21 protein-coding genes are annotated in these 21,920 nt (G+C 44.8%); 13 read left to right on the top strand and 8 right to left on the bottom strand.

All coding sequences use genetic code 11. The annotated features are described in order from the left end of the window. Positions 1-173: 173 nt before the first annotated feature. Both WC734_03820 and WC734_03815 read right to left on the bottom strand, forming a co-directional pair. Positions 174-332, bottom strand: a complete 159-nt coding sequence (locus WC734_03820) for a hypothetical protein (GenBank protein ID MFA6198251.1) — start codon at positions 330-332, stop codon at positions 174-176. 587 nt (positions 333-919) lie between these two features. Continuing rightward, positions 920-1,747: a hypothetical protein gene (locus tag WC734_03815; protein ID MFA6198250.1), complete on the bottom strand. Its 828-nt coding sequence runs from the start codon at positions 1,745-1,747 to the stop codon at positions 920-922. Between the two features lie 293 nt (positions 1,748-2,040). Between WC734_03815 and WC734_03810 the strand changes: the two genes are divergently transcribed. From WC734_03810 to WC734_03795, 4 genes are all read left to right on the top strand, one after another. After that, entirely contained in the window at positions 2,041-2,571 is a 531-nt protein-coding gene (locus WC734_03810) for a zinc-ribbon domain-containing protein (GenBank protein ID MFA6198249.1), read from the top strand. Between the two features lie 46 nt (positions 2,572-2,617). Next, entirely contained in the window at positions 2,618-3,028 is a 411-nt protein-coding gene (locus WC734_03805) for a hypothetical protein (GenBank protein MFA6198248.1), read from the top strand. A 385-nt stretch (positions 3,029-3,413) separates the two neighbouring features. Further along, positions 3,414-4,856, top strand: a complete 1,443-nt coding sequence (locus tag WC734_03800) for a hypothetical protein (protein MFA6198247.1) — start codon at positions 3,414-3,416, stop codon at positions 4,854-4,856. Positions 4,857-4,869: 13 nt separating this feature from the next. After that, positions 4,870-6,324 (top strand): hypothetical protein, encoded by a 1,455-nt coding sequence (locus WC734_03795; protein ID MFA6198246.1) that lies wholly within the window; start codon positions 4,870-4,872, stop codon positions 6,322-6,324. Here WC734_03795 and WC734_03790 read toward each other — a convergent pair. Both WC734_03790 and WC734_03785 read right to left on the bottom strand, forming a co-directional pair. Next, positions 6,321-7,301, bottom strand: a complete 981-nt coding sequence (locus tag WC734_03790) for an SIR2 family protein (GenBank protein MFA6198245.1) — start codon at positions 7,299-7,301, stop codon at positions 6,321-6,323. The two genes, WC734_03795 and WC734_03790, sit on opposite strands and share 4 nt — an antisense overlap. Before the next feature lie 409 nt (positions 7,302-7,710). Beyond that, a complete protein-coding gene (locus WC734_03785) occupies positions 7,711-8,214 on the bottom strand; it encodes a type II toxin-antitoxin system antitoxin SocA domain-containing protein (GenBank protein MFA6198244.1) in 504 nt (167 codons plus the stop codon). A gap of 404 nt (positions 8,215-8,618) precedes the next feature. On the opposite strand from WC734_03785, the gene WC734_03780 reads away from it, so the two are divergent. The 9 genes from WC734_03780 (at position 8,619) to WC734_03740 (ending at position 16,804) form a co-directional block, all read left to right on the top strand. Next, positions 8,619-10,223 (top strand): DegT/DnrJ/EryC1/StrS family aminotransferase, encoded by a 1,605-nt coding sequence (locus WC734_03780; GenBank protein ID MFA6198243.1) that lies wholly within the window; start codon positions 8,619-8,621, stop codon positions 10,221-10,223. After that, complete coding sequence (locus WC734_03775) at positions 10,220-10,933, top strand: NAD(P)-dependent oxidoreductase (GenBank protein MFA6198242.1); 714 nt, start codon at positions 10,220-10,222, stop codon at positions 10,931-10,933. The genes WC734_03780 and WC734_03775 overlap by 4 nt, the downstream gene beginning before the upstream one ends. A gap of 43 nt (positions 10,934-10,976) precedes the next feature. Next, positions 10,977-11,741, top strand: a complete 765-nt coding sequence (locus tag WC734_03770; GenBank protein MFA6198241.1) for a hypothetical protein — start codon at positions 10,977-10,979, stop codon at positions 11,739-11,741. An 85-nt stretch (positions 11,742-11,826) separates the two neighbouring features. Next, complete coding sequence (locus WC734_03765; GenBank protein MFA6198240.1) at positions 11,827-12,591, top strand: hypothetical protein; 765 nt, start codon at positions 11,827-11,829, stop codon at positions 12,589-12,591. Further along, entirely contained in the window at positions 12,591-12,995 is a 405-nt protein-coding gene (locus WC734_03760; protein MFA6198239.1) for a nucleoside-diphosphate kinase, read from the top strand. The genes WC734_03765 and WC734_03760 overlap by 1 nt, the downstream gene beginning before the upstream one ends. Beyond that, positions 12,992-13,552: a hypothetical protein gene (locus WC734_03755; GenBank protein ID MFA6198238.1), complete on the top strand. Its 561-nt coding sequence runs from the start codon at positions 12,992-12,994 to the stop codon at positions 13,550-13,552. Before WC734_03760 ends, WC734_03755 begins: the two co-directional genes overlap by 4 nt. 95 nt (positions 13,553-13,647) lie before the next feature. Continuing rightward, positions 13,648-14,505 (top strand): TIM barrel protein, encoded by an 858-nt coding sequence (locus WC734_03750; protein MFA6198237.1) that lies wholly within the window; start codon positions 13,648-13,650, stop codon positions 14,503-14,505. Continuing rightward, on the top strand, positions 14,456-15,619 hold the full coding sequence (locus WC734_03745) for an FAD-dependent oxidoreductase (protein MFA6198236.1): 1,164 nt from the start codon (positions 14,456-14,458) through the stop codon (positions 15,617-15,619). Before WC734_03750 ends, WC734_03745 begins: the two co-directional genes overlap by 50 nt. Positions 15,620-16,066: 447 nt before the next feature. Beyond that, complete coding sequence (locus WC734_03740) at positions 16,067-16,804, top strand: hypothetical protein (protein ID MFA6198235.1); 738 nt, start codon at positions 16,067-16,069, stop codon at positions 16,802-16,804. 94 nt (positions 16,805-16,898) lie between these two features. Here WC734_03740 and WC734_03735 read toward each other — a convergent pair whose 3' ends face one another. From WC734_03735 to WC734_03720, 4 genes are all read right to left on the bottom strand, one after another. Further along, positions 16,899-17,750 (bottom strand): bifunctional 5,10-methylenetetrahydrofolate dehydrogenase/5,10-methenyltetrahydrofolate cyclohydrolase, encoded by an 852-nt coding sequence (locus tag WC734_03735; GenBank protein ID MFA6198234.1) that lies wholly within the window; start codon positions 17,748-17,750, stop codon positions 16,899-16,901. Next, positions 17,750-19,000 (bottom strand): serine hydroxymethyltransferase, encoded by a 1,251-nt coding sequence (glyA, locus tag WC734_03730; protein MFA6198233.1) that lies wholly within the window; start codon positions 18,998-19,000, stop codon positions 17,750-17,752. The genes WC734_03735 and glyA overlap by 1 nt, the downstream gene beginning before the upstream one ends. A gap of 125 nt (positions 19,001-19,125) precedes the next feature. Next, positions 19,126-20,874: an ABC transporter ATP-binding protein gene (locus WC734_03725; GenBank protein MFA6198232.1), complete on the bottom strand. Its 1,749-nt coding sequence runs from the start codon at positions 20,872-20,874 to the stop codon at positions 19,126-19,128. A 386-nt stretch (positions 20,875-21,260) separates the two neighbouring features. Next, the gene (locus tag WC734_03720) at positions 21,261-21,848 is read right to left on the bottom strand and encodes an HD domain-containing protein (protein ID MFA6198231.1); all 588 of its coding nucleotides are present in this window, start codon (positions 21,846-21,848) and stop codon (positions 21,261-21,263) included. Positions 21,849-21,920: the final 72 nt, after the last annotated feature.

Here is a 21,920-nt window from a genome sequence, read left to right as displayed (position 1 = left end):
ATAAATCTTTCAATCTCGGACTTGGATATGCGAAGTAGGGCGGTTTTACCTGTGCCTAATTTGTAGCCCCTAAGACTGCCCTGTTTGAGCCAGCGCATAACCGTACGGGGGTGCACCCTGAAGTATTTGGCTACCTCATCTCTAGTAAGAAATTCCATGATTACAGTATAATCCTAATTGTCATTAGTTGTCAATAAGTTGTTTTGCTTCATAATTTCTTCAAATAGCATATCAAATGCATAATTCAAATAGTCGCTATCGTCAGTTACCCGGCCCGCGTATTGATAACTGACTTGGGGCTGATCTTGTTTGTATGCATTACTAGAAATCATTCCTTCGAAGATTTTATGGCTATTTGAATACACTCCCCAACCATCATTCAAATAATATCCTGCTCTATTATCAGACTATCTTTGCCGGTCACACTATTCCTTCTCTCCTTTAATTCCAAAATAATCCTCTATTACTTCATCAAGTAAGCGCGATATTGTCATACCTCGATTAAATGCCGTGACTTTAAGAATTTTGTGATACTTAAGATGAATTCTCGCTTGTCTGGTTTCTCTTTTTTGTTGCTTTGTCGACATTGCGACTCCGGATATTAAGATTTAGACCTTCCCGCTCTGCTCCCTGCTTCTGGTGATATATATTTATAGTCCTGACCTGACAGCCCTGTTTGTTCTAACTGGCTTTTTTATCAACCATATTTGATAGTTAGATTGAGCCGTTAGATTCTGCAGAGCGCGCCCTCTATCATCACCGTCAGCAGTCCTTCACGTACAAGCCCGTAACCTTTGCTAGATTTGTTTTATATCGTTCTAGCAGCACTACGGGTATGCCCCTTCACGAATGAGCCAATTATAAAACAGCTGTTTTTTCAGCTGCCTATAATGCCACACAGAAAGTGAGACAGACTCAATTACTCCCTTTGTTTTCGCCTTACTAGAGCCCTTCGCATGCTTTGGTAGTGTGATTGGCTACAAAAGTTATATACCGCTCCATGTATTTTCTTTGTTATTACCGATGTGGTAATTACATGACAAAATACGCAATTGCCCACAGCAACATAAGGTGGTTTTAATTTTGGACTCTGCCTTTTATTTCTACTTTCTGAGCAAGATCTGTTTTCTGATCTATAGCAATGACTGGGCGTATATACGTACCAAATATTATCATTGACGACCGGCATTAGTTTTGTTTTTGTGTTTGTTCGCTTTAATGGCGCCCCACATCTTTGGCAGACAGTATTAAATCGCCGCCCCGATTTAACTCTAAACATCTTTAATTTAGATATTTTGGAATAACCAATTAGATCATTTAACAAATATGGAAAATATATTTCTACACAGTTTTCTAAGAAGCTAACGGTACTTATTTCATCAGGATTAGCTTGTACGCCGCGATTCGCAATATCCATAATTTCAACATAAGCCTGATCAATAATAGCACTTCTGATCATCAACCTGGAGGGGATCAGCTTTTTTATCAACAGTTCTTTTTCTATTGCTAATTTGTCATATTCTTTACTACGATCTGAATATAATCCATATCTTGATTCGCTATCTACTTTTCCAATGATAAACTGCTTACGTATCAAATTGTCTGTTCCATGTATGCCGGCCGAAATGATTCCAAGGTCGATTAAATATCGTCGTTTTCTTGGCAGACACTTCTTGGTCGACAGTACCAGCTTTTTGTTTGCCTTAATATAAGAGTCAAACGTTTTGCTATCGAAATATACCTTCATATTATTGAAAATGTCGACAAAATATAGTACAATTATATAGGTAATTCCGATATTAGGGAATTACTTACAATTTGGTGCCTAAACCACGGCGCAAACCGTGGCATGGTACAAAAACCACTGCTGGATATTGGGCTCGTCGTCAGAGCACCAGCAGTGGTTGTATCCCGAAAGGGGTGCAGGTGGCCGAAAGGTCATCGCTGGCGGCGGGCTTTGTGATTTACCGGCGCCAGCAATATCTGCTGGTTGTTTATCGTGATAAATGTAACCAACTCTAAATAACTAATAACACGTCTATGTACTGTCAAAATTGCGGGAAGGAAACGACACTGAAAGACAAATTTTGTGGAAGCTGCGGGGCTGAATTAGCCAAAGAAAAGAAGCAAGATAATGACAGGGATAGTAATGATGAGCTAGTATCAATAGGAGTGAAAATTGCCAGAGTGATTGAGGTAGTCATATATTTTGCTATTATGTTTATTGCGTACATTGCCCTTCAATTGGTTCTGAGTTCACATGATCTCAGTGTGCAGCGGCCATTTTACATTATTGTAGGTTCGGCAATCGCTGCCATCACTATCGGGCATTACATCGGGAAATGGTATGCGAATAAGAAAAACAAAAAAGTAGTCGTAGTTAGGGTGATCGGTTTTCTAAATCTTATCGCGTGGCTGTTTCCGCCACTAGGTTTTCTAATATATTCTCTCACAATTAACTTCGTTGCGGAAAAAGCCGCCCCCCAATGGTATAGGCTACTATATTTAGTTGGGTTGTTATTGTCTTGTGGGAACGCTTACTATGGTTTTTGGCTTACGCTCCCAGATTAGATAATGGTTAAAACAAGCCGTTGTTTTGGGTGTATAATGACTCTATATGGCTACCCAAAAACAACTACGCGTCGCTCGAATAATCTCCGAAAAACCCCGAAAATCGGTCAGCTCTGCCATGCGCGAGGCGGGGTACAGTTCACGTTCAGCTGAGAAGCCCCAGGAGCTCACCAGAAGCAAGGGATGGCAGGAGTTAATGGATAAGCACCTACCCGACGAAACACTCTTAAACGTCCATAAAGGGCTGCTTAAGAATCACGATTGGCGGGCCCGTGAAGCTGGGTTGGATAAGGCCTATAAGCTAAAAGGGTCCTACAAAGCAACTAAGGTCGCCATAAGCGACCCCTTTGCCGATCTTTCGGATGAAGAGCTTGATCTGTTGATTGCTGAACGACAACCAATTATTGACCGATTCATGAGATTCTCAACTCTAAAAAATAATAGAAATGTTAAGTAGCTATTATAATACATTACTGAGTTTACAGGTCACGGTATTTGGTATATCCGTTGCGGCTGTTTTTGTATACCTACAGCTTGTCTATGGAAGTTACTCATATCGTTCAATCTCCTTTATATTTCGAACTCGAATACTACTTGCTTATATATCTTTCAGTTTGGCAGGTATTATATTTACCAGCGTTGCCTCATACGCAATCTCGTATACCCACCATGATATAATTCCGCAACTCGATTTTAATCTTACGGATCTATTTTCATCCGGGTACCTTGGTATAATTTCGTTGGCATTTGTATTATTGTCGCTTTTATTATTCATAATTCTCTCATTTTATTTTTCACGTTATCTTAGGCCAACTACCTTTTTACAATCGATTCAAAAGAATATGAACTATGGGGATATTCGCTGCTTCCTGCTTGATCGTTATGGAGTGCCGGATCCTACCACACCATGGTTTCAGGCTGTAAGCATACTTTCACAAGATAAGATAGAAAAATATGATAGATATATTACAAACAAAGGTGACCTTACTCCGGAAGAAATAAAAGAAATCGAGAACGAAAATGTAAAGAAAGCAATAACACAAGAACGACAAAGATCGGCTTATACCTCATTAACTAAGCAAGTATCTAATTCACCAAATCCATTTGAGTTATTGCTCAGCATTGCGGAAAAGTCCGTGCGAAGCGGAGACTACGCAACCTTAAGAAATTTTCGCGACTCCGTAGAGGTATTGACAACTTCATTTCTAGAAAACTACACAGTGGGAAGAAAATACAAAAATGATAGCTGGGATCCAGATTCAAACCTTTGCGGTTATTATCAAGCGTTCTTTGTACAATCTCTCGAATTGTTAGTTGAGCTGGCTGTTAATAATCACTCGAAAAACGCAGCATCGATAATTTATGAAGCCTCTCAACGTATAGCAGAATTATTTGTTGAGAATAAACATTACAACGATCTTGCTGAACTATTAGTATTTTGGAAAAACCTTGCGGATTCCTGCATAGAGTCGCACAATCCTCTATTTGTGAACATTATGTATGGGTATAGAAAAATTGGGGAAATGTTATTTACAGATCATTCAGAAAATGATTTGGATGGCGTTTTTCGGGATCTTGGTTGGTTAGGCGAAAGGCTGATTCCAAGTTATGATTTTACAAACCAGCCGATAATGCCCAACTATGATTATACAAGTTTTTTTGGTGCCTATTATAATACACTTCTTTCGTTTGATAGCGCTTATCGAAACAATAAGCCTGATTGGTATCCCTTGGTGTACTTTGATGCAATTAGCGTAGTAGCAAAACCACTCATACAAAAAAAGAAAGAGCTGTCTAAACGTGAAGGTATAAGTGCCGATTTATCGCATTGGTTGTATGATTTAGCGTGGGTTTATAGTAGCTTTGCTGAAAGCGCAATACCTATAGGTAATAGCCGTGGTGCATCACTTGCCGTAATGCGCCTACATGAACTATACAAAGAATACGAATTAGCTGGTTTAGATAAACTTGCTGGCGACACGATCCAGCTTATGGTTTCAGTGGGAGCGCTAGCTGCCGCCCATTCAGATAAACAAAAAGTGGTCGAGTTCATGGGGGAAGGAATACCTGATTGGATAAAGAACAAACTTTCTCAAAGCAAATATCGGGAAGCGATACAGAGGGAGGTAAAAGAAGTATATATCAAACTTAGTACAGGCGGTGACCGAGATAAAGTGTGGGAGTATATTACAGATCTTGGCAAATGGCTACAAACCAATTTTGGTTTTATGTTTGATTGGCAGAACGGTAAAACTTATTCAGCAGATGATCCAAGAAGACAATAATCGCTAACTTATAATGACTAAAATAGCATTTACAATATTCCCCTATCTAGAACTCGACGAGTCTGTTACTATTGGTGATATTTGCTTTTGGCCATATCTAAAAGAAAAACAAAAGCGTTTTGGGAAAATCTCAAACGCCGCTCAACGTGTTGATCAGTTGGTAAAAATTTATCGAGGTTTTATCGATAACAGTCAGCTAGCAAATCCTGTTATTGCATCAAGGCTTAGCGACGGCAAAGACAATTTTGCTCAATACGATAAAAAAGTCGACGATGAGTTAATTACAGCAACAAACATTGTAGCTTATGCAAACTTAAGCCATCAGAAAAGGTTTTTTCCGTCCTCCTATGAGAATTTCAAATCGGATTCCTATGAACTCAATCTAGATAAAACAAGTGGCGGCCTTTCATTGCACTCAAGACGCGGTATCCATATACTAATGATTGATGAAACAAAAATACAAACCCCGTTTTATATCAATGTAACAAACGTAAGCCGAGAGGTATCAAAAGATATATTTTCAGCACTTTGCACACTTAATGAAAGGAGAGCAAACGGAACGAAAGATGAAAAACTTGAGGCAGAAAGGATTCTTAGATCAGTATATTGGTATAATCGTTCCCATGTTGCCGATCCACTAGTCACTTCTGAAGACATGATTATTTCCCTAGGAGTCGCATTAGAAACCCTCTTGAATATTCAACAGTATAGTCGTAAAGGACAGGAAATGGGCGACCGCATACAACTTCTTCTGGGACAGAAGAAAGAAATCGCGAACTGGTCAGACTCTTTTTACCAACTCAGAAGTAAAATAATACACGGTGAGAAAGTTATTTCTTTAGATTATTCATTTCCGCAATCTTCACATATAACACTTGCTCAAATAGTTTTTGACTATTGCTTAAAAACAAAGCTTCATCTAATGAAGCTATGGCCGGATGAGACTCCGTTTGAGGTACTACTTTGGAAGCCGATCGAGCATTATCTCGGAAGTAACAAGCATCGAATAGAAAGACTCCTTAATTTTAATGTCGAGCAGCTCAAAGATCGAGAGCAAGTCCTAGACTTTCGGAGATTGAGCTACTCACTCAATGCAGACACTGATCACTCAGGCAATAAAGAACTATATAAAAATGCAGTATTTCATATAGTAAACATAATAAAGCAAGGACTTTCGGATAAACTTGAATTGCAGAAACGATATGGCGACTCCATAGATGATTTTGAAACGAGGCTATCTGGTTTACAAAAAATGCTTGACTCAATTATCGGAGGAAACTTGAGTATCATTAAAAGCCTCCAACCTGTGGACGTCGTGTGGGGTCAGGAGAAACCCGAGTTCCACTTTGACGTAAAACACATTGAAATTGGGTGGGGTATGTTGGTCTCTGATTTTTATAGTATTTTACAAGGACTTTTTGAACTATATGAGCAACGTGACCGGGAAGAAAAATGGCGTAAAATTTAGATGCCGGAAAGATTACGTTTGATCTCCTCGAAGTATACGGTTTCAGATTGATCACCAGGAAAGACTTGCGCAAGACTGTAAGGGAAATAGCCATCCAATCCGATATCAAGGATGTCTAAGGCATCTGGATAGTTTTGTTCTATACGAGAATATAAGTCCTTATATGGACTTGTTGAAACAATACATACCTTTAATCCTCTATTCCGGACTGCATCGGCAATAACTTGGTTAATGTGAGAATCCCCAAATCCATATCCAATTATTAGCAGCTTTTTTTGTCCCTCGCTCATTACCTTTTTGAATATATCAAAATATCTCCGCAATACTGGCTCTGCTGAAATGGCGATCGTTTTATCCTTTCCAATCACCATTAAGTTTTTACCATCAGAAGATAGCCATCCGTAAGAACCGTGTATTTTAATATACGTTAAGCCGCTATGTAGTGCTATCGCTTCATTCACAGTTTTTTCATCCATAGATGACGGTAGTTTTATGAAATCCTTATGTTCCAATTCAGCGCCATGAAGAGAGTAAAATTGTTCAGGAAACCAACGAACACTCGGTGCCCTGTATCCCCACCATCTTTCCATGAATAGATCTTGGTTTAATGTAAAGAAATAGCAGCGATCATGGGGGGAATTAAAAAGGCTTAACAGCTTGCCGATACCATAAGTATTTACTTGATTTAGCTCGCCCGTGAATTGCCATTTTCTCAATGTATCGTCTAACGCTTTATAGGCTTGCTCAACAACAATGTTGAAATCGTTTCGGCACTCAGGAGAAAAACCATTACCAGTCATAACCAGTGTGTATACTGATTCATAATCCTGATCAGCCATTAGCAACTTACGCAATTCAGCGTGTCTTTTAGTTAATGGGTGATTAAATATATGCGACCACATTTCTGCAGCCAAAAAACCTCCAAAGTTTTTGGAGAAGCCAGCACCGGTTAACAATACTAAATTGTGTGTACCCATTTATCGCTGCCTAGGATAAAGTGCATGATCAGGGTCAAGCCACACTATATAAAATACGCTACCTACAAAGTATCCATGAACACGACCGTGCTTATTAGAAGAGATTTCAAATTGCCACGCATCTTCATCAATGTCTTGCCCAGGTATACCAAATGACGATTCACTCACTCCTTGGTCGGTGAACCGTATAGGATGACACCGTAATCCTTTTCCGCCTGGTGCTATAAGTTGCCCCCTACTCATTGTCGAAAGATCGCGCAGTCGTTCGAGGAGTTTAACAAAATATCCTCGCTCCCTATTGTTGTACTCAAACTTACCGCCTTTAGTACATAAAGGACGAAAATTAAAAGAAACGTTCTGATTTGGATTAACAGTCGTTGGATTAACTAATTCAGTTCTCTGAGGGATGCTACTTGGTTCTACTGTGTATTTTTGCCCCATAGAATCTAGCCATGATTTCCTCAGAGATAGTATTTTCGCTTCCTTGGTTTGGCTCAAGCCCAACTCTCGCGAGAATCCACGGATCCTCCATATGTGTCATCAACTCCAATTCATAAGCACTTCTAGGCATATACACATCTGCAACCTGTTCTAAGAAAGTTAGTGTATTGGAATCAAATCTGTTTTTTACTTCATTTAAGACGGCGTTACTCTGAATAGGCGCTGATCCATACGTCTTTAACTTGTGGTACAACTCAGGTATAACGGGACCATGTACCCAAGCTTGAAAGTTAGCATTAAATAGAGGCTCCGATGTATTTGCTAGATGCCAAGCTTGTGCATAGTAGACAAGCTTCTGGAGCTTAAGATTGGATATTGGCTCACCTGTTTCATTTCCCAATGCCAAGAAGTAATCAGCTACGTCCTGATAGGTGACCTTCTCTTGTTGTTTTGTTCCCGCTACTGGGGTCATAGTTTCTTGCTTAATGACCGAAACCTTAGCAGAAATAGTGTAATTTTGTCAATATGTTTATGTGTTGTCTGCATTATAACACATTTTTGGCGTTTTCATACAGAACAGAACAATGATACGGAATAATTCCATACATACTGGGCATATTAAAGCCTCGCTTTTTCGGTGTGAATCAGACTGGGAGCTAGTATTTGCCATCTTTTGAATATCGTAATACCACCAGATTTATTGTGGAATCAGCTTTTGTTTACCACTGTCCAATTAGTCGAATAACCTATATAATATATGTTGTTTAGTAATAATTTCTATATGTACAGCAAATCATCAGTCTATACGATGTGTATGAATCTTTTGTAAAAACGGGGAATTCAATATAAATAACCACTCTTTATAAAAACACCACCATGACGAATCAAAAAACGAAGGATAAATTAAGAGCGCGAGCGGTGATAATCCATCAAAACCACGTGTTAGTTATAAAAAGAACCAAACCCGGACAAGAGGCATACTGGGTATTTCCTGGCGGAGGAGTCGACAATAATGAAACACCAGAACAAGCCGTTCAGAGAGAGTGCCACGAAGAGCTTGGTGTGGACATAAGAGTAAAAGAGCTATTTACTAAGCAATCGTCGGGACATCCAGACACACTGGGTCAGACTGAATTATTTTTTCTTTGCGAAATAACGGGTGGCATTCTGGGAAATGCTTTCGGACCCGAGTATCAATACGGAACTCATTATGTGGGTACCTATGAGTTAGTCTGGATTGATGTTGTCGATATCAGAAACTATGAACTTCGGCCAAACGCAGTCCGAGATATGATTCATGAACACTATAGTAGTAAACAACCGGATAACAACGATGCCAAAGCGCATATTGCTCAAATGATGCAAAAAATAAATGCGCATCTGATCGGCGACGAAGAAACCGAGGCTGTTGTACGAGTGCTACATTCCGGAATATTATCGAGACCGGAAGGAGGTCCAGTAGTCCGCGAATTTCAAGATGTGATATCTCGTATGTTATCACAGCGTTTTGTCAATGCCGTCAATTCTGGTACATCCGCGCTACATCTTGCTCTTTCTGCTTTAGATCTTCAATCCAACGATGAAGTGATCGTCCCCGCACTGGCCAATATTGCGGATTGCTCAACGGTATTACAAGTTGGAGCGAAACCGATATTCGCTGACATTGAGGCTGAAACTTTTAATATTGATCCCAAAGACGTTATAAAGAAAATCACCAAGCACACTAAGGCAGTTATCGTTGTCCATATGTATGGTCAGCCAGTCAATTTGAACGCGCTGAGGATAATCTGCGATAAACATAAGTTAGTGCTGATAGAGGATTGCGCCCAAGCTACGGGCGCGAGATATAATGGAAAGTACGTTGGTTCGTATGGTGACATCATCTGCACAAGTCTTTATCAAACGAAACATATAGTTTGCGGGGAGGGTGGCTTAATAGCCACAAATAATGAAAAGTACTACAGCCATATACGTTCGGACGCAAATAATGGCATCAATCAAGAAGATCTGGATGCGTATGACTATAATCGCCTGGGTTTTAATTACCAACTTACAGATATTCAGGCCGCGATTGCTATTGAGCAAAATAAACGGCTTGATGTCAATAATCAAATACGCCGAAATAATGCAAATTATCTGCAGAAAAAGATAGCGGGAAGTGGAATCACTTTTCAGAAAACAGATCCAAATTCTGAACACGCCTATTTTTACCTGACTGGATTACTGCCAGCAGGCCTGATAGAGAAGCGTGATATGTTTCTTAATCGGGTAATGCAATTAGGAATCCCGATAAAAAAGCTTTACCCGCTGTCTCTGCCCGAAGTGGAGTTGTTAAAAAGCTCACACGTAAATGATTGTCCGGTATCCCAAGAGGTCACCAAGCGGCTATTTAATCTCTATGTAAACCCCGGGTTAGATAGGGAGGATCTTGATGCCACAATATCTGCAGTACTGAGAGCATTTGCAGAAATAAATCGATGAGATTATATCGTTCGCATCCCCGAGTAGTGGTAACCGGAGCCTTGGGTAATATTGGCACAATTATCTGCCCTGTTTTACTGCGTAAATACCCCGTTACCTGCATTGATATAAATCAGAAGAGTAACAAATCGGTTAAACGTGTTAACATCGCCCGGGAATATCATAAGCTGTATACGCTCGTTAAAGGCCACGATGTGCTCATCCATTTAGCCTGGAACGTTGCTGAAGATTATCCAAACGAGCACAGTGTAGCCGACAACAAAGTAATGCTGGAAAATATTTTCCGAGCTGCAGTAGCAGCGGGTGTACGACGAGTTATTCTTGCCAGCTCTGTTCACGCAGATACATACCATTTAATGCGTGAAGGTGAGAAAACAACAAGTACGATCCCAATTCCTGATACACCCTACGGAGCCAGTAAGGTGTATGGTGAACGCTTGGGAAATTATTATGCGGTACATCACAACCTCGAAGTTGTTTGTATTCGTTTCGGGGGTGTGAATACGACAAACGAGATTCGATACAACGAAGATCCCTTATATGATCGCGTGATATTATATCATCAGGATTGTGTGAGTGTGATCTTAAAAGCTGTGCAGATAAAAAAGATACCGGGACGTTTTACGACATTTTATGCCGTTTCCAATAATCCCGGACGAATACACAGCGTAAAGAATGCTATTGGATGGAAACCAGAATACCCCCAATAGCAAATAGATAATCAACAGTTATATATTACTTTAGATACATACTATGAAAATGGTAATTGCGGTCGGGGGACGCGGGCAACGCATTTCCGACTATTTTAAGAAAATAAAATACCGTGGCCCAAAAGTGCTTTATCCAATCGCCAACCAGCCGCTATTGTATTACCTCATTGCCATGGCAAAACAAGCTAACGTACGGTCAGTAGTACTTCTTGGCTGGCCAGAACACAATCGCAGTGCTGCAAGGACGCGGGCGTATTGGAAATCACGGGGGGTCAGCATACACTTTGGAAAATATACGCCGAACATGAGCCTTCCTGCTCGTCTACGCGCGGCAACAATGAAATGGACAAAGCCATTCTTGTATTGCGATGGCAACGTACTCTTATCGCCGGATCTTTTTACGAAGTTGATTATACATGGATTACCATCAGACAAAAGCGTATTACTTGTAACCAACAGACATAAGGAAGCGGACACGCATTTACAACTTATGTTTAGCCAAGGAAAGGTAATCAGCGTAGGCACAGCTAAAGGAGTGAATCAAATTAAATCATCTAGACGGACGAAGCTACAACATATGTGGTCACCCGGCTGCATGATTATTCGACCACAGTTATTGAGACAGTACACAGCACAAAACATTCCCAGCGATCTCGATGAAGTGAACGAAGACCTATTTTCTAGTGATCCTAAATCACTACAGGTCTATCGTTATCGTGGTAATTGGTGGAGCCTGCATAACCAGAAGGACCTTGACAAAATTACAAAAAAGCCATACAGTGGTCTATTCGCTCTTTATGACCTTTGACATAGTAGACAATCGCTACCGGTGAAAACTGCCGGATAGTCGTGACAAAAAACCTCAAACCTCAAAGGAGGGGCTAATGACCGTCATGAAAGACGATTTTCTGGTCAGCCATTCCCGAGAGTTTGGGATTGACCTAGCTCTCCCGATACGTCTCCAGAAACGAGCATTGATGAGAGGTCTTGGTCTACCATCTGATGGTGAACCATGTGCTGTATCCGTAAGTGATCAGGATCAAGTGTCTCGGATTTACCATGACCACCTCGCCCACGGTGAGGCATTCCTGGTAATCGTTTCCGAGAAACCGATGTTGACTGCGGTTCCGCCTCTGTTCCAGATTCAAAGCGATCATACGGTGGAGTGGAGAGACGACCAGGGTCGTAAACGCATTATCGATCAAGGTCGGGCGCTCCAAGAGATTCTAAAACTGCGACCAGCTACCTGGGTCGAGTTTACCCCGGTGATTTGGGGACCGGAATCCATCGCGGGACATGTGCTGTATCTCGATGGTGATCGTCAGGTGCTTGAGATGCAGCGGGGTGTTTTGCCGAACAAGATTCTGTTCGATCGGCAATTGCCCGCGTATACGGGAGAATTACAGCAATTCACACTCGACTACTCAGACTACATCGAGGCTTCATATCGACTACGCGAGGTCGGATATGCCAACATATTGCCTGCGACGGTTATCCGGAGCATATGCCACACGCTTCAGTCTCATTCGTATGCGTTCGCACAACTCGCGCGTATCGCACCGATGCCGACATGGGAGTTTGCTTTGCTTCCTGATGGCCGACTGGTCTCAGTAGACATAGACTGGCCAAGCCAGTGGTTACCCCAAGGGAGGGAGTAATGTGCGCCGTGGAAAGGTCGATGCTCCTAGTGAAACCCGACGGGGTAGCTAAGGGGCTGGTTGACAGGATCCGGGAATTGATAGTGGCTGCTCAGTTAAGAGTCGTCGAGGAGAGAAGGAAGACGATCACGGTCGCAACTGCCACCGAACTGTATCGAGAATTTTCTCACCGTGACTACTTTCCTGAGCTGGTCGAGTTCATGGCTTCGGCACCCTTACACATCTTCATCGTGGAGGGTGAAGACGCCATTCGCAAAGTGCGAGAAATCATCGGCAAGAGGGAGCCGGCTTCCGGTATCCGCATGCTATGGGCTGAAAGCATTATCAGAAACGTGGCACACGGGCCTCACACGCCGGCGGAATCTGAAGAACAGACCCGACTATTGATGGAGGAGGGATCATGAAGAAGGTGTTCCTGATCGGCGGCATGAGCGAATCTGGAAAGAGCACGTTCGGCCGCTACCTCGATTCGAAGGGCATCACGAGGCTCAAGATCGTCACATTCATGAGGATGGTGATGGAAAACGAGGGACACTCCGGTGACTTCGTGGAGTGGAACGAGCGAGCCGCGTTTGAGCGCCCCCGTTGGCTTCACGAGGAGTTCACGAAGCAGTTCCTACGGTGGGTGAACGAGAACGGTATCGAATGCTGCTGCCTGGAGAGTCTCTATGGGCCAGACCTCGGTCTCTATATGCGCGAGCAGATTGGCAGCCGGGCCGTCATCGTCTGGGTGAACATGTCTCAGGAGATCCGCCTCGAACGGCAGGTCATTCGCGAGAACTTGGCCAGCATCGAGGAGGCCAAGGCCTATCTGCTGCCACGTGATGAGCGGAAAGTCGCTTGGCACGTGCCCGACATCGAGCCGGTAGCCGATGTGCTGATCGACAACTCGGGAACGATCGACGATCTCTATCGCGCGGCGGATGCGATGATCGCCGAACATTGCCCCGAAGTTGCATAGGGGACATCAGCGGTAATCCGAAGGTTAGTCGGGGAATGGCAATGTTCCCCGTCTTTTTTTTGCTTTTTTGTCCACACGGTACTACAATTATACAAATGACTAACAATAATGCTGACACAATTCACTTGGCAGTATCCAATATTGCTTGGGATAAATCAGTTAATGATCAAATTTACTCATTGCTCACCCAATTGGATGTTTCTTATTTGGAAATCTGTCCAACGCGCATATGGGATAAACCCGAGAGTGTAAGCAGAGCAGACATTGAAAGCTATTTAAGAACGCTACAACGGAATAATTTACGGCCAGTAGCAATGCAATCGCTTCTATATAACTATCCTGATCTCAGGATATTTCAAAATAAAGATGACTATAACTTCGCGCTCCGATATATCAAACATCTTATATCAATCGGCGCACAACTGGGCATACGGGCTATTGTGTTTGGGTCTCCACGCCACCGCGCATTAAATCCCAACTTAAATCAAGATACAAATGACTTGGTTGCAGCATTCTTCGTTAATATTGGAGGATTTGCTCACAAACACAACATGTCTTTTTGTATCGAACCAATACCACGTCAACAAGAGAATGATATATTCACTACCTCATCGGAGGTAATCGAGTTTCTAAACCACGTTCATCAACCCGGTTTAGCTATAAATTTAGATACCGGCACTATGATAAGTAATCAGGAGGATCCACAAACCGTGGTTGCCAACGCTGTGGGGATGATCGGACATGTTCATTTTAGCAGTCCAGGTCTGGGACGTGTTCAAGTAGATAATGCAATATACCAGGAAGTAGTGACGCTAACAATGAATAAATCATATGCCGGTTATTACTCAGTAGAAATGGTGCCAAAGCCCGATAATCTATCGGATGATTTAACTGAATCAATAAATGCCGCAAAGCACTGGTATGCACAAGCGAGTAAGCATCAAGAACCGTAAACAATGTGATGTAATAATATTGGGGGCTGGTATATATGGTCTTTACGCTGCGTTAGTATTGGCCAAAAAGCACAAACACATTATCGTGGTCGATATTGATTCCAATATTTTCGGTAGGGCCAGTATGGTGAATCAAGCCAGACTACATAATGGGTATCATTATCCTCGTAGTATAGAAACAGCGGAAAAAACGGCGTATTACTACAATAGATTTGCTAGAGATTTTGAATCATCAATTAACGCGTCGTTTAAACAAATATATGCGATTTCATCAAACAGGTCGAAAACTAGCCCTGATGAATATATCCAATTTTGTCTAAAAGTTGGCATTCCGATTCGCGCATGTGATACTGATAGATACTTTGTGCCAGGCTCCACTCTGGCCGCGTTCGAAACGAAGGAGTGTAGCTTTGATTTTTTTAAAGTGAAAAACGAATTACGAAAAAGAATCTCACGCAAGAGCAACATTAGCATTGAGCTAAATAAAGAGCTAACCAACATCGTTAAAGATGACACGGACTACGTAATAGAATTTGATAATACGCACAGTATCAGGACTTCTTATGTTGTAAACGCCACGTATGCTAGCGTGAACCAAATAAACGCTAGGTTTGGTCTTGAGAAATACAAAATAAAATATGAGTTGTGCGAGGTATGTTTATGTAAAGCATCAAGCAAAATGAAAGGCGCTGGCCTTACTGTTGCTGATGGTTTATATTTTTCCATCATGCCTTTTGGTTTACAACCATTACACACGTTGACCTCGGTTATGCACACACCCCAACAGGCGTCATATGATGAACAGCCGTCCTTCCCTTGCCAGCCCAAATCGCACGGTACTTGCTCTTCGCGGCAATTAGGCAATTGCAACACGTGTATCGCAAAACCGCCTACAGCCTGGGAGAATATGGTAAGTTTGTCGAAAAAATATTTGGTGTCAAATATCAATCTTGACTATCAGGGGTCGATGTTTGCGATCAAGCCAATACTATTAGCTTCTGAAATTGATGATTCTAGACCGACAGTTATTCGTCAGTTATCGACTAAACCTAGATTCATAAGCGTATTGTCTGGAAAAATAAATACCATATACGATCTTGATGACCGCTTATAAAGCTTCGAGCAACCATATACCATTGGGGTAAGCGTAAGGTGGGTAAAGAAATAGTGTAACGAGGTTGGGAGTAGAGGCTGTTTTCTGCCATCCAGTTAGCTATTTCATTAACAGTCGGCAATTAAGAGTATCATTACAACCAAAAAACTCCCAGCTAAGGGAGATTTTATTTATGGTCTATGAATGTATAGTTTCTTTGTGCACCACAGCACTACGTGTGGCGGGAAGCTTGATTTCGAAGAAAAAGGGTATCAACTTGGGGTTTGTTGCTCTTTCTAAATGTTGGGTTGTGTTCGTACAATGCCGACTGAGAAGGACATGTTATGGTTCTGGGTAATAAGAGTCTCTTAAATCTAGCGTTTTCTGCCCGCTTAGTCAACCGTGGATTTTGTTTCAATGGTGCGTTTGTGGTATAGTATTAGTAGTTATCAAATAAACAACAATAGCATGTTCGACGATCCCGCCAATATCACCCCACCGGGCAATACGCCCCCTCCTATTGGGCAGCCGCCAATGTCACCCACCATGCCGAATGTAAACGTTCCGCCGACAACTCCTGCCGGCGGCCCGCCCGAACCCCAATATTCGGACAATTCCGGCCGCAAGAAGTACATTATTATTGGTGTAATAATTCTGCTCATCCTGGCTGGAGTGGTCATCGGAGCCATTTTCTTATTTCAAAACCTGACCGCTAAAAATGATAATTCCAACACGAATTCCACTGTTAATAACTCAAATCTCAATACCAATACGACTGGCAATATAAATTTCAATCGGAATAGCAATGCCAACCTGAATTCCAATTTGAACAGCAACTTAAACGGCAATCTCAATCAGAACTTAAATGATAATACGAATACCAGCAACACTAACGGCAACTCGAATGAAAACGTTAACGCCAACACGAATCTGAACGGAAACGCCAACACAAACGCGGACCGGAATTCGAACGTTAATTCTTCCAACTTGAATAGCAATATTAATGCCAATGCTAACAGTAACCTCAATAGCAACACCAATAGCAACTCAAACGTCAACGCTAACGTCGACTCCGACCAGGATGGCTTGACCGATGCTTCCGAACGGACGATTGGCACGGATCCATTCAATCGTGATACAGATGGCGATGGCTTTGACGATTATACCGAAGTCATGAGCAACCACAACCCGCTCGGCCCCGGTTAAACCCAAACCAACTTAGCAGCACAATTCTTTAAACTGCCCCCTCCTTACAAAGGAGGGGGCAGTTTGTAGTATCTTTGAACCTTGTCTTAAGATTTTATTTTGAAGTAGGGGGTGGTTGGTGAGCCTGCAGCATCCGCGCCGCTTGCACAGTATTGCCCAATAAGTGCGCCACTGTCATTGGCCCGACTCCACCCGGCACCGGGGTTAGCCATCCGGATTTTGCTGCCAATGATTCCGGATCGGCATCTCCAACCACGCCCTGAGCTGTCTTGGTTATTCCCACGTCGATTATCACTACCCCATCTTTTACGTGTTCGGCCTTCAGCACCCCCGGCTTACCAAGAGCAATGATAACAATATCCGCCTCGAGTACGAACGGACTGGTTACGTCCGTGCCGACAAACTCTGTCCGAGCACCGGCTTGCTGCAATACCTGAGCCTGGGGTTTATAAAAAACGCGGCTGTTGGCAAGTACCACAACCAGCCGGTCTTGCACGTTGACACCCGTGCTATGAATCAAATCCAAAATGCTCAAAGTCAGCGCCGGCATTAGCTTGGGCTTCTCGGCCGCTAAGCTGGCCAGATTGTCTGGATGAAAACCATCGGCGTCTTTTAGCGGATTGATCGCGGAAATAATATTGTCCTCGTTCAAGTGATGCGGCAGTGGCAATTGAACCACTATGCCATGGATATCGGCGCGCTCGTTTAATTCTTCAATCAAGCCAATCACCTGCTCGGCTAGCGCATCAGTCGGCAGCAGGTGTTTTTCGAAGACAATGCCCACCTCTTGGCAGGCACGTTCCTTCAGGCTGACGTATAGCTGTGAGGCCGGATCATCACCGACTAAAACAATAGCCAGTCCGGGTTTGATTCCCGATTGAGTGATTTCGTTTTTAATATCATTCCTGAGATGTTGGGCCAGCGCTCGACCATCGATAGATTTCATCAGTTTAGCTCCGGATATAGCGGATGCATATCGGCTAATTCTTTTACCAAGCCAAGGGTGCGTTCACGCACTTCCTCGCTGTCGGGGTAGCGCAGTCGTTCAACAATAGCGGTGCCGATCCGGCGCATATCTGATTCCGTAAAACCGCGCGTGGTGAGCGCCGGCGAACCCAGTCTGATACCCGACGGATCCATCGGCGGACGGATGTCGTCTGGAATCATGTTCTTATTCACCGTAATACGTACGTTGTCCAATATGGCTTGAGCTTGTTTGCCTCCGATACCAAACGAAGTGACATCAACCAGGACCAGATGATTTTCGGTACGACCGAACATAATCGGCAATCCGCCCGCCGCCAGTGATTCGGCCAGCGCCCGGGCATTACGCAGCACCTGGGCTCCATAGTCTTCGAATTCTGGTTGTAGCGCCTCACCAAAGGCAATTGCCTTGGCGGCAATCTGATGTTCGTGCGGTCCGCCCTGAAATCCGGGAAATACCGCCGCATCGATTTTCTTGGCTAGATCGTTTCGACACATAATCATTCCCCCACGCGGTCCGCGCAGTGTCTTGTGGGTGGTCGTCGTGACAACGTCAAACAACGGCACCGGGTTCTTCATTACTCCGGCAGCGACTAGGCCGGCTGGGTGGGCGATATCGGCCATAGTGTAGGCGCCGATTTCTTCGGCAATATCCTTGAATTTTTGATAATCGATCTCGCGCGAATAAGCCGAGTAGCCGCAAAGAATCAGCTTTGGGTGATGTTCGAGCGCCAGGTCTCGTACCTGTTCGTAGTCGATCTCACCGGTCGGTGTGGTCTTGTAACGTATGAATTTGAACAGCTTCGACATCCAGGTGACCGGGTGGCCATGCGTCAGGTGTCCACCGTGCGAAAGGTCCATGCCTAATACGGTGTCGCCCGGTTCGAGCAAGGCCGAGTAGACCGCGATATTGGCCGGCGCGCCGGATAGCGGTTGCACATTAACATGCTCGGCACCGAATAATTGCTTCGCTCGATCAATGGCCAGCTGTTCGATCGTGTCGACAAATTCCGTGCCGCCATAATACCGCTTGCCCGGATAGCCCTCGGCGTATTTATTATTCAATACCGAACCCAGCGCAGCCAGCACATTCAGCGATGGGAAGTTTTCGGATGGGATCATTTCCAGCCCATGGCGCTGCCGTTCCAATTCAGCCTGGATAGCCGCAGCCACCGGCCGATCGTGTGGCGTCAGCTGTGATAGTGGCAGGATGGTATAGTCGCTCACAAAGTTAGTGGTTAGAAATCAAAAGGCGTCTTTAATAATTATAACTGTAATCGGGTAAGTTTGTCGATATAGATAAAGGCGTCCCCGAATTCGGAAACGCCTTACGAACATCACACGACTGCTCCCTCCACTTGCAGCCGATGCAGACTGGCATACAGGCCGTTGCGGGAGACCAGACGAGCGTGATCGCCCTGTTCGATCAGCCGGCCCCGGTCGAAGACCAGGATCCGGTCGGCCCGCTGGATCGTGCTCAGCCGGTGGGCGATGAGGATGGTGGTGCGGCCGCGCCGGAGGTGGTCCAGCGCCGTTTGGATCAGCCGCTCGGACTGGCTGTCCAGCTGGCTGGTCGCCTCGTCGAAGATCAGGATCCGCGGATCAGTCAGGATCGCCCGCGCAATGCCCACCCGCTGGCGTTGGCCGCCGGATAAGCGATAACCGCGCTCTCCCACCAGCGTGTTGTAGCCATCAGGCAGCCGGACAATAAACTCATGCGCGTGCGCCAGCTTGGCCGCCTGAATGACTTGCTCATCAGTCGCACCCGGATGGGCAAACGCGATGTTGTCACGAATCGTCCGGTCGAAGAGATCGACTTCCTGCGGTACGATTGCCATTTGCCCTCTGACCTCCGACAGCGGCAATTGGCGCACGTCCTGTCCGTCGATAGCCACCCGCCCTCCGGTCACGTCATAATGCCGGTACAACAGCTTGACGATCGTTGTCTTACCGCTACCACTCGTCCCGACCAATGCCACTGTTTCGCCCGGCTGGACGGCAAATGAGATGTCATTTAGCGCCTCATCGCCGTTAGCCGTATAGGCGAATGTGACATGTTCGAAGTGTATGCCTCCATTCAGCCGCGTTACCGGTACAGCGTCGGGCGGCGAGACAATAGCCGGCCGCTCCTTCACCAGAGTGGATAGCCGGGTAATCGCCTCCGCTCCCTCAGCCGAGATGTCGAAGATGCGCGACAGCCGGAACAGCGAAAAGTACGCCTGCTCCGACAGCGACAGAAACAACACCAGGCTGCCCAAGCTGATTTCATGCCGCATGATGAACGTCGTGCTGACCAACAGGACAGCCAGCCTGCCCAGATTAATGATCAGGTCGCGCAGCAAATTCACCCGAATGACAGTCCGCCACTCCTGCAGTTCCGTGGTAAAGATACTATGTTGGATGTCGGTCAACCGCCGCACCTCCGCTTCTTCTTGGGCGTACGACTGCACCGTGCCCACATTCATGATCGTCTGCGTCAGCGTGGAAGCGCTCACTTCGTAGCCATCGAACCGGCTGCGGCGCAATGGCTGCACCCGCCGGTTCAGCCAGTATGTCACAACCGCGTACGGCGGTATGACCGCCGAGAAGAGCAGAGCGATCCGCCAGTTGAGCACCAACAAGATAACGAACGTGGCGACTGTCTGAATAACCGTCGGCAGAAATTCGAACAAGAACGTGCCATTGAGGTACTCGAACATGTCGGCTCCGCGGCGGATCTTGTTGATCGTACTGCCAGTGTTGTTTTGCTCGTGGTACCCCAGCGGCAGCGACACCAATTTGGCGGCCGCCTGGAGCGGCAGGTGTTTCTGGAGCAGCAACAGGTAGGTGAAGATATGTTCATCGCGGTACTTCTTGACCACTCCCAGCAGCATCCAGACCCCGAACGAGATCCAGATTAGCCGAACCGGCCGGCCGGCAACGCCGGTGGCTAACCCGTCGATCACGTACTTGAACAGATACGGGCCGGCAAACTGCATGGCCTGGACCGCCGCAATCAACAGGCAGGTGGGTACGATCAGGCGGCGGCCGCTGACGACCAGCGGCTCGACAGTAGTCTTGAGTTTGCGCCAATGCGATCTGAGCACGGTGTTCCTCCTATGTTTTCAATGAACCCTGCGGTCGGTGTACGGTCAATTCCTCATTGACTCAAACCTGGCCGCGAACCAAAAAAGCTCTGCCGGATCTCGGCAGAACTCAACATAGGAGAAGTGTGTCTATTGTTACAAAAGTGTATTCGCCAACGACTCTTCCATGCTCAATTCTGCCGTCCGGGACTCCGGCTGCATATCAAGTGCAACCAGAATCGACCCAATCCGCGCATCACGCACAGGGGTCGTCCACAGAGAATGAAATAGTTGGCAGTTGTTCATGGATTTCCTAAGAAATATTGTATTAATGAGTATACTAAACTTAAACGACCGTGTCAAGCACGGCGCCTCATTAAGCCATTTGAATATGCAGAGGGATACTATTATCCCAGTTTTGTATACGTCATCTTCTTGAGATCTTTCCACCAGTCGGTCGGTTCTGTTTTTTCTATTTCCTCGAGGATCTTTTTAGCGCTAGCTGTTTCCAGCGCGGAGCGCACATTGTCTATCCAGTTTTGCATAGCCGAATAACCGCGCCCGACCAATTCACGAGCGGTAATGGCCGTCTCCAGCCAATCGGCATCTTTGGCCACTGTTCCTTCTTTGGTATCGCGTTGGTTAAATTCCGCTTGATACTTTTTCCAGCTGGCCGCGACCGCATCAGGCAATAACTCCAACTGTTCTTCGAACGCCGCCTGTTCGGCCGCGTCGGTATTGAGATATCCAGCCGCCACTTTGTGCTGATCACCAATCCTAACTTCCGGGACATCATGCACTAAGAGCATACACGCTACCTTTTCCGGATTGACTCCTTCCAGATCGGCCAATATATACCCAATCAATGCCGCGCGCGCCGTGTGATCGCTTAAGCTGTCTAATTCCACCGGCAGCGCACCAGCCAACGTGGGCCCCACGTGTAATTGACGTTTCAGCATACCTAGTTCATAGAAGAAATTGGCGATGTGCTTCATATAATGATATTTAATAATGTGCCGTTATTATAATGCTAATGTTTGAAGTCGTACAATAATTGCTATAGTTGA

Source organism: Patescibacteria group bacterium (genome assembly GCA_041661625.1).
Classification (GTDB): domain Bacteria; phylum Patescibacteriota; class Patescibacteriia; order JAHIZJ01; family JAHIZJ01; genus JBAZUB01.
This window is presented reverse-complemented; position numbering and strand designations above follow the sequence as displayed.